The organism is Streptomyces sp. NPDC059866, from assembly GCF_042731325.1.
GTDB lineage: Bacteria > Actinomycetota > Actinomycetes > Streptomycetales > Streptomycetaceae > Streptomyces > Streptomyces flavusporus.
Window position 1 is genome coordinate 1 of sequence record NZ_JBHWJT010000010.1, and the last position, 13,750, is coordinate 13,750.

Genomic DNA, 13,750 nt, shown 5'->3' on the forward strand with positions numbered 1-13,750 from the left:
TGCGGAAACACCATGTCCAGCAAGTCGTCACACACTGCGGACCATGCCACCGAAGTGACATTCGGTCACCCCATCACGAAAATCTTGACTGAGCCCATCGAGAAGCCGGCCTCGTCCTCGAAGACGATGAACGCCCCCCGCGCCGCCGCAGTCGTTCCACCTGCGGCCACACGTCCTTCTTCCACAGCTCGACCGCGTGCTCGTCGCGCTCCATCGCCCGGCGGGCGGGACACTGCCAGGACCAGCCGTGCCGGTGCAGCAGCCGCCACACCGCCGCCATCGGGCAGTCGATACCGAACCTCCAGGCGATCAACGCTCTGATCCGGGCCAGGGTCCACCGCTGGTCCTCCCAGCCGTGCTCAGCGGGTCCAAGGGCCAGCTCCCTCTCTCACTCGGCGAACTGGCCGTCCGACAGCTTGGGACGTTTCGGCGGCCCCATGGAGGCGAGGGCCTACGCAGCACAGCAGTGCCTCTATCGATCGTGTCTTCATATGTGACAACTCGTTGATCGGATGGGGTGGGTGCCTGAGCTCTGCCCTGGCCAACAGGCCACACCACGAACAGAAGGGCAGAACGTGATCAACGAATCGGCACTGCTGGAATCGAAGAGCCTGCGCAGCAGCGTGCTGGAGCGCACGGATGTGCTCGACAGGGTGAAGGCACTGTCGCTGCTTCCGGACGGGATGCATGTGACGACGGCGATGGTGGCGGCGTACTTCGAGGTGGGCCGCAAGGCCATCGAGTCCCTGGTAATCGATCACCGAGACGAACTGACGGCCAGCGGGTACCGCGTATTGACAGGTACATAACTGACCTCCTTCAAGGAGGTCAGTGGGATTCAGTCGCGCTCCCGGTCCCTCGCTCTGTATCCGCGTCGCGCCATCCTCAACATCGCCATGCTGCTCCGCGACAGCGAAGTCGCACGTCAGGTGCGTGTCTACCTCCTCGACATGGAGTACCTGGCGCGTACACAACCTGTGGATAACCTCGTCCACACCGACGGCGTCTCCCTCGACGACCGCATCGACCAGCGCATCACCCACATCCTCGGCAAGACGGTCGTGCCGATGTTCAACGCCCTGATCGAAACGTCAGGCGAGCACCGCAGGGAGCTGATCGCGCTCCGCGCAGGCGTCCAGCGCATCGAGCGACGGCTCCACCAGCACCACGCCCGGCTGAAGCGGCTCGAAGGGGTACGAGACGACCGCCCCGCCGTCGGAGTCATGGCCGCCATGGACGCCATGAACGGCCGCACGTTCGAGCGCCACATCGCCAAACTGCTGCAGCGCGACGGCTGCACCAACGTCGTCGTACAAGGCGGTCACGGCGACCGGGGCGTCGACATCATCGCGCTCACGGCCGACGGGCGACGCCTCGTCGCCCAGTGCAAGAGGTTCGCGCCCTACCTCTCCATCACCAGCCCAGACGTCCAGAAGTTCATCGGGTCGGCGAAGGTTCTGTACGGCGCGGACGTGGCGCTCTATGTGGCGACATGCCCCTTCACACCTGAGGCCCTGAGCATCGCCGCCGAGGCCGGCATCACCGCCGTACACCGCGGCGTGCTGGAGGAGTGGAGCGCCGGGGAACCGCTGAAGATCCTGGAGTAGGCATGGTGTGACGCCAAAAGGCCCGAAGCCGCAAGAGGAAGTTGCGGCTTCGGGCCTCCGCCATGCTAGGGGACAGTGGTCCTCGAAGAACCTCTGTCAGCCGCGCAGCTCCTCCGGCACCGTCCGCTCCCCGTCCACCTTCTCCACCCGCTCCAGCTCCCCCCACACCACATACCGGTACCGGCTCGTGAACACCGGCGTGCACGTCGTCAGCGTGATGTACCGGCCCGCCTTCGTCTTCCCGGACTCCTTGGGGATCGCGTCGAGGACCTTGACGTTGTACTTCGAGGTCTCGGGAAGGACGGCGTAGACCTTGTAGACGTACCACTTGTCCTTCGTCTCGAAGACGATCGGGTCGCCCTTCTTCAGCTTGTCGATGCCGTGGAACTTCGCGCCGTGGCCGTCGCGGTGGGCGGCGAGGGAGAAGTTGCCGTTCTTGCCGCTGGTGGGGAGGGCCGCCTTGACGGGGTCGGTGTAGTAGCCGGCGACGCCGTCGTTGAGAAGCTCCGTGGACGTGCCCTTCTTGATCAGGATCTCGTCCTTGTTCATCGCGGGTACGTGCAGGAAGCCGATGCCGTCCTTGGTGTCCAGCGCGCCGGGCCCGGAGGGCGCGGAGCTGGCCCAGTTGTCACGGACCTTGTCGCCCTCCTTGTCCGCTTTACGGTCCGCGAGGACGTTCGTCCACCACAGCGAGTAGACGACGAACAGGCCGAGAACGAGACCTGCGGTGATGAGGAGCTCACCGAAGACGCTGACCGCCATGGCGATCCGGCCCGGGCCGCGGCGCCGCGGCCCGGGCGCAGCGGGGCCGGTGTCGGTGTGCTCTTCGCGATCGGTGGTCGCTGCCACTGTTCCTCTGCCCCTGCCCTTAACTGACGAGCGCATCCGGCTTGCCCTTGCTGCGCGGCCGTTCCTCGACCATCTTGCCCCAGACGATCATCCGGTACTTGCTCGTGAACTCCGGTGTACAGGTCGTCAGGGTGATGTACCGGCCGGGCTCCTTGAAACCCGAGTCCTTGGGGACCGGATCCAGGACACTGACGTTGCTCGGCGAGGTCACCGGAAGGATCGACGCCATCGAGTAGACGAAGTACGTGTCCTGCGTCTCCACAACGATCGGATCGCCCGGGTCGAGACGGTTGATGTACCGGAACGGCTCGCCGTGCGTGTTGCGGTGGCCGGCCAGCCCGAAGTTACCGGTCTTCGCATCCGGCATCGCCGTCTTCAACGCGCCCTCCGCGTAGTGGCCGACCATGCCCCGGTCCAGCACCCCCTTGTTGCTGGTGCCCTCGGCGATCGGCACGACCACGTCCAGCTTGGGAATGTGCAGCAGCGCAAAGCCCTGGCCCGGCTCGAAGGTGCCCGGGTTGCGCTTGCCGCTCGCCCAGTCGTCCTGCAGCTGGCTCGCCTCGTTGCCGGCCTGCGCGTGCGCCCGGACGTTCGTCCACCACAACTGATAGGTGACGAACAGCAGCATCAGCACGCCGGTGGTGATGAACACCTCACCGATCACCCGGCTGGCGACCACCGCCGGGCTCGGTCTGCTCGCCCGCGCCTGCCTCCGCGCCTCCACCCGGGACAAGGGACGCTGCGGAGCCGTCGCGGCGTCGGTGTCGACGGGCCTACGGGAGCCTCCGTGCCGTCCGTGACGCCGCTTGGCGGCCTTTCTGCGGGCCGCGCGACCACCGGTGGCGGGTCCGGCGGCGGAAGAGGCCGACGGGGCGGGAGAAGCCGATATGGACTCACCGACGGGGCCCACCTCGCCCGGCGGCTCGGGTATCCGCAGGGCGACGGTCTCCTCGTCGACGGGGGGTTCGTACGGCGCCTGATACGGCTCCTGGGACGGGGGATACCCCTCCGTGCCGTACCAGTCCGTACCGGGCGCCGCGGTCACGCCGAGGCCCTGCCCACCACCGGGGCGAGCCCCGCCGACCTCGCCACCGCTCCGTGGTCGCCGCACTCCACCAGCCAGTTGGCCAGCATCCGGTGACCGTGCTCGGTCAGCACCGACTCGGGATGGAACTGCACACCCTCGACCGGGAGTTCACGGTGTCTCAGGCCCATGATGATGCCGTCGTGCGTCCGCGCGGTGACCTCCAACTCGGCCGGCACGGTGACCGGCTCGGCGGCGAGAGAGTGGTAGCGAGTCGCCGTGAACGGCGAGGGCAGGCCCGCGAAGACACCCTTGCCCTCATGCTCGACCAGCGACGTCTTGCCGTGCAGCAACTCCGGCGCACGATCCACGACACCGCCGTACGCCACCTGCATCGACTGCATACCGAGGCAGACACCGAAGACGGGCACCCCGGCGTCCGCACAGTGCCGGACCATGTCGATACAGACACCGGCCTGTTCGGGAGCGCCGGGACCGGGCGACAGCAGCACACCGTCGAAACCGTCATCCGCGTGCGCCGTCGACACCTCGTCGTTGCGCCGGACCTCGCACTCGGCACCCAGCTGGTACAGGTACTGCACCAGGTTGAAGACGAAGCTGTCGTAGTTGTCGACGACGAGAATGCGCGCGCTCACTGGTTGTCCACCGTCACATCGTTGAAGGGAAGCAGCGGTTCGGCCCACGGAAAGACGTACTGGAACAGGACGTAGACCACGGCCAGGATCAGTGCCAGTGAGATCAGCGCCCTGACCCACGCGTTCCCCGGCAGATGCCGCCAGATCCAGCCGTACATGCCGTCCCTTCCGTCGCACCACGGCACCAGACTCACGCCGTACTGCACCAGACTAACGGCGCAGGGCCGCTGGTTTCCCGGCCTCCACAGGCTGAGTGGAATCGAGATGCGCCCAGACGATCAGCCGGTGGCTGTGTCCCCACTCCGGTTCGCAGGTGGTCAGCGTGAGATAGCGGCCCGCACGCATGTACCCGGATTTACGTGGCACGGGGTCGATCACCTCAACGTCCGTCGGCACGGTTTTGTACGGCCCCTTGCCGATCCGGTACGTGAACCAGGTCGTCCCATCCGTCAGCACCACCGCGTCGCCACGACGCAGCCGGGGGAAATCCTTGAAGGGATCACCGTACGTGCGCCGGTGACCCGCCACCGAAAAGTTCCCCTTCTGACCCAGCTGCGCGGTGCCGGCGTAGTGGCCGAGCCCCTTCTTCAGAGTGTCGGTGGCGGTGCCCTCGAGCACGGGCTTGTTCCACGTGAAACCAAGACGCGGAATGTACATGATCGCGAACGGTTTCCCGTTCTCGTACGCCGCCGGCTTCGGGGGGCTCGCAGAGGCACCGGGGGCTGCGCCCGGCTGCACGGCCCCCCGCGACCACTGCTCCTGAAGCCGGTCGACCTCGTCATCCATGACGTTGTCAGCCTTCACGCCGGTCCAGAACAGCACATAGACGACAAAGAGCACGATCACAGTGCCGACGGTGATGCACAGTTCGCTGACGATCCTGACGATCACGCGCACCGGCGGCTCCTGAGCGGCGCTTACTCCACGGGCTTCGCGTAGTGCAGGTCCACTGTGCCCGAATAGCCGGGCAGAGTCACCGCCCCGTTCTCCTCCACTTTCCAGCCCAGGCCGTAGACATTGACGTACACCATGTAGTTCTGGATCGCCGGCGACGCCGAAAGCGCCTGCTGCAGCTTCTCCGGATCGCCGACCGCCGTGATCTTGTACGGCGGTGAGTAGACCCGGCCCTGGAGGATCAGGGTGTTGCCCACACAGCGCACCGCGCTGGTGGAGATCAGCCGCTGATCCATGACCTTGATCCCCTCGGCGCCGCCCTCCCACAGAGCGTTCACCACAGCCTGCAGGTCCTGCTGGTGGATGACCAGGTAGTCGGGCTGCGGCTCCGGATAGCCGGGGAGCTTGGCGGTGGCGTTCGGCGGAGCGTCATCGAGCGTCACCGTCAGCGCCTCACCGGTGAGCTTCTGAGTACCCGCGTTCTTCTCCAAGGCGGCGAGCTTGTCGTCCTCCGCCTTGGTGCTGCCGTCATCGCGCTCGGCGAGGGACTCGACGTCCTCACGCAGGGCCGCGTTGGACTCGTCCAGTTCGCCGTTGTTCCGGCTGCGCTCCTCAATCAGGTCGGAGAGCTTCAACAAAGACGCATCCGTACGGATATTGGTGCCTTTGGCCGTATGGAAACTGGTGAAGAAAATGAGCCCCGCGAGAGCGAAGACGCCCACCGTGAGCAGCCGCACGGGCCGGAAAGCCCACCGGCGGGCAGGGCTGGATCCCGTCCCGGGGGAGTCGGCAGAATTGCTCAACGTACCCTTATCTCCTTCGGCGCCACGGAAGCACTACGCTAACGGACGCCCGGGGAGCGCTCTGAGCTCCTTGCACCCCGAACGTTGCCCCGAGCCCGACCCAGTTCCCTGCGCGGCCACGCAGCGCATCGACAGGAGAGACCCTCGTGCCGAAGTCACGTATCCGCAAGAAGGCCGACTACACGCCGCCGCCGTCGAAGCAGGCGACCAGCATCAAGCTGAACAGCCGCGCCTGGGTCGCCCCGGTCATGCTCGCCATGTTCCTCATCGGGCTGGCCTGGATCGTCGTCTTCTATGTGACCGACGGTTCGCTGCCGATCGACTCGCTGGGCAACTGGAACATCGTGGTGGGCTTCGGCTTCATCGCGGCCGGATTCGGTGTCTCCACCCAGTGGAAGTAGGCCGGTCGAAGACCAGGCGAGCGGGCGGTGAACGCAGCTCTGCCCACGGCTATCCGCTGAGTTATCCACAGCAGTGAGAATTTCCACAGCCGACCTGGGGAAAAGACCGACGATCTGTGGATAACGCATCGGACGTTGACACCGATACGACAGCCACACTATCCCCGGAAACCTTGTTCGCCCCCTGTCTGACCTGCGGAAACGCCGCTCACCGACAGGGGGCACACCTGTTCCCACACAGCGTGCACAAGATCCACCACGCACTGTGGACAACTTGAACAGCTCAGTGGATAACCACCCGGCTCAGCTGAGCTGAGCGGTCCGCAGCAGCGTCATCCCCACGACGACCGCCAGGACCAGCGCGCAGGTGCCGTACTGGACCAGTGCCCGGCGTTCGCGCGGGGCGTGGACCATGGCGTAGCCGATGACCAGGCCTGCGGCGAGTCCTCCGATGTGGGCCTGCCAGGCGATGTCGAAGCCCGGGCTGAACGTGAAGATCAGGTTGATCGCGAGCAGGGCGATGACCGGGCGCATGTCGTAGTTGAGCCGGCGCATGAGCACGGCTGTCGCGCCGAAGAGGCCGAAGATCGCTCCCGAGGCGCCCAGCGAGGCTGTCGTCGGGGCTTCCAGCAGATAGGTCAGGGCGCTGCCTGCGAGGCCTGAGACGAGGTAGAGCGTGAGGTAGCGGGTGCGGCCGAGGGCGGCTTCGAGGGGGCCGCCGAGCCACCAGAGGCTGAGCATGTTGAAGCCGATGTGCCAGATGGCTTCGTGGGTGAACATCGAGGTGAACAGGCGGTACCACTCGCCCTCTGCGACGCCCTCTGTCGGTCCCCAGGGCGCTGGTGGCCATTCGCCGATGAGGACGATGTGGTTGAGGAGGGATGGTTCGGCCCGGCCGGCGATGAATACGGCGAGGTTGATTCCGATGAGGATCTTGGTGAGGAGTCTGGGGTCGGCGACGACGGTGCCGCCTGCGATGGTGCGGGGGCGGGAGGCGCCCGGTGCGTGTCCGGTGCCGGAGGCGTCGCGGACGCAGGCGGGGCACTGGAAGCCGACGGAGGCGCTGACCATGCAGTCGGGGCAGATCGGGCGTTCGCAGCGGGTGCAGTGTACGCCGGTCTCGCGGCCGGGGTGGCGGTAGCAGACGGGCGTGCCGGCGGCGTCCTGCGGGCCCTGGTTGTCCGGGCCGTGGTTGTGCGGGCCGTTCGGGCTGCCTGGCGCCTGGTCCATGAGGTCCCCTCATCGTCGAGTCCGACAGAAACGCCCCGCTCTCTTTACGGACGAGCGGGGCGTTTGGTTCCCTACGGGAGGTCTCGGACTCGGCTTTTGCGGGTCCTCCGACTTGGTCCTCGCGGGCCTTCCGGCTCAGCCTTCGCGGGTCTCCACGACGACCGACTCGATGACGACGTCGTTGAGGGGGCGGTCGGTGCGCGGGTTGGTCTGGGTGCTCGCGATCGAGTCGATGACCTTCTGGCTGGCCGCGTCCGTGACTTCGCCGAAGATGGTGTGCTTGCGGTTCAGCCAGGCCGTCGGGGAGACGGTGATGAAGAACTGCGAGCCGTTGGTTCCCGGGCCGGCGTTGGCCATCGCCAGCAGGTAGGGCTTGTCGAACTGCAGGTCCGGGTGGAACTCGTCCGCGAACTGGTAACCGGGGCCGCCCGTGCCGTTGCCCAGCGGGTCGCCGCCCTGGATCATGAAGCCGCTGATGACCCGGTGGAAGACCGTGCCGTCGTACAGCTTGTCCGTGGACTTCTGGCCGGTGGCCGGGTGGGTCCACTCACGCTCGCCCTTGGCGAGCTCGACGAAGTTCTTGACCGTGATCGGCGCATGGTTCGAGAAGAGCCGAACCTGGATGTCGCCGTGGTTGGTCTTCAGGGTGGCGTAAAGCTGCTCAGCCACGATCTGCCTTCCGTTGTCTTCCTGTGACCCCACGATCCTCGCACGGCCTGCGCCGTACGTCGCCCGACGTGCTGTTTAGGGCGGAAATCCGGGCGGGGGGCTTGCAGATTTTCCGATGAGTCGTTCCGTGGCGGGAGCGCGGAGCGGCGATCCGTGGCATTGTCGACGACAAGCTCCTGTTGCCGTATTCATCCGCTATTGCGCGGCGACCATGACCCGGATGCCCGTCCTCACATGCCACGTCATGCTTGGGCAGGCATGATCCCTAAAAGGGTGGAAAGTCGAAATACGTACGCCACCGAGGAGGAGGAACCCGTGACCCGCATCGACAGCGTGCGCGCCGCGACCGGCTCGGCGAAGGACAGCGTGCTGCACGCCGCGGAAGTGGTGGCGCCGTACGCCGACACGGCGAAGGACCGGGCCGCGCACTATGCACACGAGGCACGCGTACGGCTTGCGCCCAGGGTGTCGCAGGCCGCCGGGCAGGCCCGCGTCCAGTACGAGTCGCATCTCGCGCCGCGCCTGGAACAGGCCCGTTCGCATGTGCCGCCGAGGGTGGACCACGCCGCCCATGAGGCCGCTTTCCGTACCCGTATGGCTGCCCGGCAGGCTGCCGGCTACTCCCGGCCGAAGATCGAGCAGGCGGTGGCCGCGGCCGGGCCCGTCAAGGACGAGGCGGCGTCGCGTGGTGCCGCCGCGCTGGCTGCGCTGCGTGGCCAGGTCTCGGCCGAGGAGATTCACAGGCTGGTCCGCAGGCATGAACGGCGGGCCAAGGCCGGCCGGGCCGTGAAGGTGCTGGCGGTTCTCGGCGTTCTCGCGGGCGGCGCTTTCGCCGCCTGGAAGTGGTGGGACAAGCAGGCCAACCCTGACTGGCTGGTCGAGCCGCCCGCCGCGACCGAGGTTTCCGAGTCGGGCCAGCTCACGTCGGTGGACGGCAGCGGACAGTCCGTGCTCGATCCCGAGGTGCAGGCCAAGGAGGCCGAGGAGGAGGCTGCGGACCGCGAGGACCGCGGCTGAGCCGTCTGACTGTGAGGCGGGAGACTTGTGGGTCTCTCGCCCCGCAGTGATGATTCACGCGGGTGCCCCCGGGTGGAACGGTGTTTCACGTGAAACCGGCGAGCGGCGCGCGCTCTGCGTCGTACGGCCGTAACTTGCTTGCTATTGCACCTGGTTGACGATTGCGTGGCACAGCCGTACCTCACCTGTCACGTGCGTGAGCTGCGGTGCTGAATGCCAAGAACGGCACCGTGCGTCAGGAGTGTGGGGGCACCGTTCATCTCTGCGCACGAGGGCGAGTCCAGTTGCGCCTGCAATGAGCTGTCGCAGGTGCACCGGCTGTCAACAGTTGAGCTGGGACATCCACCGAAGCACCGGTCCTCCGGTGTGAGTGGCTCAGGTGGGTCCGCCGCGCCGGATCCGTGATCCGGCGGCGCAGCGCGTGGGCCGGGTCAGGCAGGCCGACGTCCCACAGACTGGCAGAGTCCACGATGTCGAGGGCCGGGGTGCGTCCGCCTGGGTTGAAGCGGGACGCGCGGAAGCCTGACCGGTCCGGTGGGTGTGCTTCGGGGAGCGGCTGCCGCTCCCCGTACGCATACGCGTGTTCCGCGTGCACTGAGACACGAAAATGCCCTCCGAACCGCGTTTCCGCGGTTCGGAGGGCATTTACCGGTGGAGCCTAGGGGAGTCGAACCCCTGACATCTGCCATGCAAAGACAGCGCTCTACCAACTGAGCTAAGGCCCCCGGAAGGGAGACGTCCGGCCGGAAGAACCGCGTACCGGCGGGCGCCGCAGACCAGAGTAGCGGGTGACCCCCGGTATCTCGCAAAAAGATTGGGGGTCCCCGTGAACGACCACTCTCCGTAAGATGCTCGGCGTGGTTCGCTACAGCGAACCGCGGTTTTGGGGAAAGCGATGGGGAGACGCAATGGACGCCGCACAGCAGGAAGCCACCGCAAGAGCGCGGGAACTGCAGCGGAACTGGTACGGGGAGCCGCTGGGGGCGCTCTTCCGTAAGCTCATAGACGATCTTGGACTCAACCAGGCTCGTCTCGCGGGGGTGCTGGGACTGTCCGCGCCGATGCTGTCCCAGCTGATGAGCGGTCAGCGGGCGAAGATCGGAAACCCTGCCGTGGTCCAGCGGGTGCAGTTGCTGCAGGACCTGGCCGCACAGGTGGCGGACGGCAGTGTGAGCGCGGCGGAGGCCACCGATCGGATGGAGGAGATCAAGAAGTCGCAGGGGGGCTCGGTGCTCAGCAACAGCACACAGACGACGAGCAGCTCGGGAGCGCCCACGGTCAAGCGGGTGGTCCGCGAGATCCAGTCGCTGCTGCGTTCGGTGGCGGCTGCGGGAGACATCATCGAGGCCGCGGACACCCTCGCCCCGACCCATCCGGAGCTGGCAGAGTTCCTCCGGGTGTACGGCGCGGGCCGCACCTCCGACGCCGTCGCGCACTACCAGGCCCACCAGAGCTGACCGCACGGCCCGTTCGCCGCGTGGGGTGCGGCAGTCGGGCCCTGTGCGCGGCGGCGGCGAGAGCGGCGCGAGGAAAGGTCGCGAGAGGGGTCGTATCACTCGTCGAGGGGCAGGCAAGGGGGGAAGCCCTGGGATCGTAGGGGGAGGAGCGGCGCACAGCGATGGGTGAGGTCTTCGCCGGACGGTACGAACTGGTCGATCCGATCGGGCGTGGAGGAGTCGGCGCCGTCTGGCGTGCCTGGGACCATCGCCGACGCCGCTATGTGGCCGCCAAGGTCCTGCAGCAGAGCGACGCGCACTCGCTGTTGCGCTTCGTACGCGAACAGGCGCTGAGGATCGATCACCCTCATGTTCTCGCGCCGGCCAGCTGGGCCGCCGACGACGACAAGGTCCTGTTCACCATGGATCTGGTCGCCGGCGGTTCGCTGGTCCATCTCGTCGGGGACTATGGCCCTCTACCGCCGTCCTTCGTCTGCACCCTCCTCGACCAGCTGTTGTCGGGGCTGGCCGCGGTGCACGCCGAGAACGTGGTGCACCGGGACATCAAGCCCGCCAACGTGCTGCTGGAAGCCACCGGTACGGGCAGGCCCAAGCTGCGCCTGTCCGACTTCGGCATCGCGATGCGGCTGGGCGAGCCCCGGCTGACCGAGACCAACCTCGTGGTGGGTACGCCGGGGTATCTGGCGCCGGAGCAGATGATGGGCGCCGAGCCGGACTTCCCGGCGGATCTGTTCGCCGTGGGGCTGGTCGCGCTGTATCTGCTGGAGGGCGCCAAGCCGGACGCCAAGGCGCTCGTGGAGTACTTCGCAGCGCACGGGACTCCCAGTGCGCCCGTGGGTGTCCCGGAGCCGTTGTGGCAGGTCGTGGCGACACTGCTGCAGCCGGATCCGCAGGCCCGCTTCCGCACCGCCACGGGTGCGCGCAAGGCGCTCGCTTCGGCGGCCGAGCTCCTGCCCGACCCCGGCCCCGACGACGAGCAGATCGAGATCTTCGACCAACTCGGGCCGCTTCCCTCGGGGTTCGGGCCCGTGGGGCCGCTCGCTTCGGCGGCCGGGACGCGCACGGCGGCGGGTGCGGGGTCCGGAGTCGGGGCAGTCCCTCCGGGGGCCGGGGACGCAGCCGACTCGCTGTCCTCGCGGTCCGGCACGGGCTCCGTACGTTCTGGGGCGCGCGGGGAGGGCGTGGTCGCGGATCCCCGTCAGCAGCCCACCGCTCACCCTGGCGTCGTCACTCCGGCGCAGCCCTCCGCTCCTTCGCAGCCGGCCGGCATGTCGGACACCGGCAGCTTCCATCTGCCGCCTCCGCAGCCCACCGTCAGTTCCCCTCGGGCGGCCGCCCCCGAGGCCCGGTCCGCAGAGGCATCCGTACCGGCACAGCAGGGCCCACCGCAGCCACAGCACCATCGGCATCCACAAGCACAGCAACCGTTCCTCACCTCCCCTCACGAGACCACGCACGTGCTGTCCTCCCCCCAGCCGCAAGCACCGCTGTACCCCGCTCCGGCGCCGCCCCCGGCGATGCCCCGGCGCGCTGACGCCTCTACTGCTTCGTACACCGCTCAGGACGCGCAGGTTCCACCCTCCGCACCACCGGTTTCGCGGCACCCTGCCGACCAGCCAGCCCACCAGCCGCTCACCGGCAGCCCGAGCGGCCCCCAGCCGAGCGCCCCTCACTCCAGCCGCCGCTACCCCCGCCACCGCCACCCCGGCCGACGTCGCCCGGGCCCGCCCGCGAAGGTGGCGGTCCCGCTGGTCCTGCTGGCCCTGGCCTGCTACGCCGTGGGTTTCTGGGCGTTGACCCAGGTCTGACTACCCGGCGAGGCCGGCCCTCCGCCGTGCCACCGCCGTCCAGACCCCGAGCCCCACCAGAATCACCGTGCCGGCGCCGATCCCGCCCGCCGCGAGTGCCGTCATCGCGGCGTCGTCCCCCGCCGCGCCGCCGGAGCCGGCAGCTCCGCGATCCTGGCGCGTGACCTCGAAGAGGTCGTCCGGCACGGACTGCCCGGCATAGGCGGGCGCTTCCTGCGCCGTCCCCGCCATCCGTACGCGCAACGTCAGCTCGAACGGACCGTCGCCGAAGTCCTCGGCCACCTTCGCGGAGAGATGCACCACGAGGTAATACGAACCGGCGAACCGCATCCCGGCCACCCGGTCCGTGAAGGAGTGGCGGTTGGCGTGTGCGACCGGCGGAAGCGGATCGAGTGCGGCCGACCGCTGTTTCCCGTCGTAGCCGACGCCTGCGTCCTCGACCGGCCCGCGTGCGGGGTTGTAGAGGGACACGTCGAGCGCTCCGACCACGTAGCCGGAACCGGAACCGGCGGTGCCGAGTTCGGCGGTGGCGTACAGCTGCCGGCCCCAGTCGACCGGAACCTCGTAGAAGAGGGTCTGTCCGGGTTCGATGTCGTCGGTCCAGACGCCCTGGTCCAGCGAGGTCGCCGTGGCGAAGCCGGCGCCGCCCGGCCGCTGTTCGGGCTCGTCGGTGGGCGGCGCGGGCGTGGCGGAGTCCCAGTCCTGCGGCGCCCTGGTGGCACCGGGCTGCGCAAGGCCCGGCTCCTCGGTCACGGCCAGCTCCAGGTCCCAGGCAGCCGGCGCGGAGTCCTTCGCACCGACGTGCTCGACGACCACGTAGTACATGCCCTCGGCCTGGCACCGGCTGGTGCCGGACTCGCGCGCGCCCCAGGCGGCGATCGGGTGCGGGCTGCGGCCGGCGCCGAAGGTCGTCGTGTCGAAGGAGCAGGAGCTGCCGTCCGTCTCCTGCACCGTCACCTTGATCCCCTCCACGGCGGAGACGGTGGCGTCCGGGGCGGGTACGGCGGTGGCGGAGACGTACGTGTTCGAGGTGGCGTCGAGGGCGAGGCGGTAGTAGGCCTTTCCGCTGCTCGGCAGGGTGCTCTTGTAGGTCCTGCCGGGCTGGAGGCGTACGGCGTCCGTGGTGGCCGTGGCGCCCGGTACGGACCGGGCGTCCTCGGCGAAGGCGTAGGCGGTGCCGCTCGCCGTACCGTCAGCCATCGCCGTGGGACCGGGCAGGGCGGCCGCCGTCACCACCGTCGCCGCGAGGAGGGCGGCACGCGCGCGTGCCGACGGAAAACGGCCCCGGTGCGCCTCGGACCCTGCCGTACGTCGCCCCATCACGCGCCACCTCTG

General features: G+C 68.2%; 16 protein-coding genes and 1 tRNA gene. 6 read left to right on the plus strand and 11 right to left on the minus strand.

The features are described 5' to 3' along the window. Positions 1-73: 73 nt before the first annotated feature. The gene (locus ACFV7R_RS16920) at positions 74-379 is read right to left on the minus strand and encodes a winged helix-turn-helix domain-containing protein (protein ID WP_385264419.1); all 306 of its coding nucleotides are present in this window, start codon (positions 377-379) and stop codon (positions 74-76) included. A 196-nt stretch (positions 380-575) separates the two neighbouring features. Here ACFV7R_RS16920 and ACFV7R_RS16925 point away from each other — a divergent pair, with 196 nt between their 5' ends. Continuing rightward, positions 576-809 (plus strand): hypothetical protein, encoded by a 234-nt coding sequence (locus tag ACFV7R_RS16925; protein WP_385264131.1) that lies wholly within the window; start codon positions 576-578, stop codon positions 807-809. 87 nt (positions 810-896) lie between these two features. Further along, positions 897-1,607: a restriction endonuclease gene (locus tag ACFV7R_RS16930; RefSeq protein ID WP_385264133.1), complete on the plus strand. Its 711-nt coding sequence runs from the start codon at positions 897-899 to the stop codon at positions 1,605-1,607. Positions 1,608-1,703: 96 nt separating this feature from the next. Here the strand turns inward: ACFV7R_RS16930 and ACFV7R_RS16935 are convergent, their stop codons facing one another. From ACFV7R_RS16935 to ACFV7R_RS16960, 6 genes are read right to left on the minus strand one after another with little or no spacing between them, the layout of a single operon-like run. Beyond that, positions 1,704-2,456: a class E sortase gene (locus ACFV7R_RS16935; protein ID WP_385264135.1), complete on the minus strand. Its 753-nt coding sequence runs from the start codon at positions 2,454-2,456 to the stop codon at positions 1,704-1,706. 19 nt (positions 2,457-2,475) lie between these two features. Then, complete coding sequence (locus ACFV7R_RS16940; RefSeq protein ID WP_385264420.1) at positions 2,476-3,579, minus strand: class E sortase; 1,104 nt, start codon at positions 3,577-3,579, stop codon at positions 2,476-2,478. After that, positions 3,498-4,136 (minus strand): aminodeoxychorismate/anthranilate synthase component II, encoded by a 639-nt coding sequence (locus ACFV7R_RS16945; RefSeq protein ID WP_385264137.1) that lies wholly within the window; start codon positions 4,134-4,136, stop codon positions 3,498-3,500. Before ACFV7R_RS16945 ends, ACFV7R_RS16940 begins: the two co-directional genes overlap by 82 nt. Continuing rightward, positions 4,133-4,330 (minus strand): hypothetical protein, encoded by a 198-nt coding sequence (locus tag ACFV7R_RS16950; RefSeq protein ID WP_206306887.1) that lies wholly within the window; start codon positions 4,328-4,330, stop codon positions 4,133-4,135. The genes ACFV7R_RS16945 and ACFV7R_RS16950 overlap by 4 nt, the downstream gene beginning before the upstream one ends. A gap of 16 nt (positions 4,331-4,346) precedes the next feature. Further along, entirely contained in the window at positions 4,347-5,033 is a 687-nt protein-coding gene (locus ACFV7R_RS16955) for a class E sortase (RefSeq protein ID WP_385264139.1), read from the minus strand. A gap of 20 nt (positions 5,034-5,053) precedes the next feature. Continuing rightward, positions 5,054-5,833 (minus strand): DUF881 domain-containing protein, encoded by a 780-nt coding sequence (locus ACFV7R_RS16960; protein ID WP_385264140.1) that lies wholly within the window; start codon positions 5,831-5,833, stop codon positions 5,054-5,056. Positions 5,834-5,979: 146 nt separating this feature from the next. Between ACFV7R_RS16960 and crgA the strand changes: the two genes are divergently transcribed. Further along, a complete protein-coding gene (gene crgA / locus ACFV7R_RS16965) occupies positions 5,980-6,234 on the plus strand; it encodes a cell division protein CrgA (RefSeq protein WP_129798863.1) in 255 nt (84 codons plus the stop codon). A gap of 303 nt (positions 6,235-6,537) precedes the next feature. On the opposite strand, the gene ACFV7R_RS16970 is transcribed toward crgA, so the two are convergent. Together ACFV7R_RS16970 and ACFV7R_RS16975 are read right to left on the minus strand one after the other, a co-directional pair. Then, complete coding sequence (locus ACFV7R_RS16970; RefSeq protein ID WP_385264141.1) at positions 6,538-7,464, minus strand: rhomboid family intramembrane serine protease; 927 nt, start codon at positions 7,462-7,464, stop codon at positions 6,538-6,540. A gap of 135 nt (positions 7,465-7,599) precedes the next feature. Then, positions 7,600-8,133 (minus strand): peptidylprolyl isomerase, encoded by a 534-nt coding sequence (locus tag ACFV7R_RS16975; RefSeq protein WP_385264142.1) that lies wholly within the window; start codon positions 8,131-8,133, stop codon positions 7,600-7,602. 315 nt (positions 8,134-8,448) lie between these two features. On the opposite strand from ACFV7R_RS16975, the gene ACFV7R_RS16980 reads away from it, so the two are divergent. Beyond that, the gene (locus ACFV7R_RS16980; protein ID WP_385264143.1) at positions 8,449-9,150 is read left to right on the plus strand and encodes a DUF5324 family protein; all 702 of its coding nucleotides are present in this window, start codon (positions 8,449-8,451) and stop codon (positions 9,148-9,150) included. A gap of 652 nt (positions 9,151-9,802) precedes the next feature. Here ACFV7R_RS16980 and ACFV7R_RS16985 read toward each other — a convergent pair. Beyond that, positions 9,803-9,875, minus strand: a tRNA-Ala gene (locus ACFV7R_RS16985). 183 nt (positions 9,876-10,058) lie between these two features. Here ACFV7R_RS16985 and ACFV7R_RS16990 point away from each other — a divergent pair. Continuing rightward, positions 10,059-10,607, plus strand: coding sequence for a DNA-binding protein (locus ACFV7R_RS16990; protein ID WP_129802951.1), 549 nt, complete (start codon positions 10,059-10,061; stop codon positions 10,605-10,607). A gap of 161 nt (positions 10,608-10,768) precedes the next feature. Next, a complete protein-coding gene (locus ACFV7R_RS16995; RefSeq protein WP_385264145.1) occupies positions 10,769-12,415 on the plus strand; it encodes a protein kinase in 1,647 nt (548 codons plus the stop codon). On the opposite strand, the gene ACFV7R_RS17000 is transcribed toward ACFV7R_RS16995, so the two are convergent. Next, positions 12,416-13,735 carry a hypothetical protein gene (locus tag ACFV7R_RS17000; RefSeq protein ID WP_385264147.1) on the minus strand — a complete coding sequence of 440 codons (1,320 nt, stop codon included), beginning with the start codon at positions 13,733-13,735 and terminating at the stop codon, positions 12,416-12,418. Between the last annotated feature and the right edge of the window lie 15 nt (positions 13,736-13,750).

Excerpts from the sequence above, each read along its gene's own strand:
- ACFV7R_RS16990 (WP_129802951.1), top strand. The coding sequence starts at position 10,059 with ATGGACGCCGCACAGCAGGAAGCCACCGCAAGAGCGCGGGAACTGCAG.
- ACFV7R_RS17000 (WP_385264147.1), bottom strand. The coding sequence starts at position 13,735 with ATGGGGCGACGTACGGCAGGGTCCGAGGCGCACCGGGGCCGTTTTCCG.
- ACFV7R_RS16995 (WP_385264145.1), top strand. The coding sequence starts at position 10,769 with ATGGGTGAGGTCTTCGCCGGACGGTACGAACTGGTCGATCCGATCGGG.
- ACFV7R_RS16970 (WP_385264141.1), bottom strand. The coding sequence starts at position 7,464 with ATGGACCAGGCGCCAGGCAGCCCGAACGGCCCGCACAACCACGGCCCG.
- ACFV7R_RS16930 (WP_385264133.1), top strand. The coding sequence starts at position 897 with ATGCTGCTCCGCGACAGCGAAGTCGCACGTCAGGTGCGTGTCTACCTC.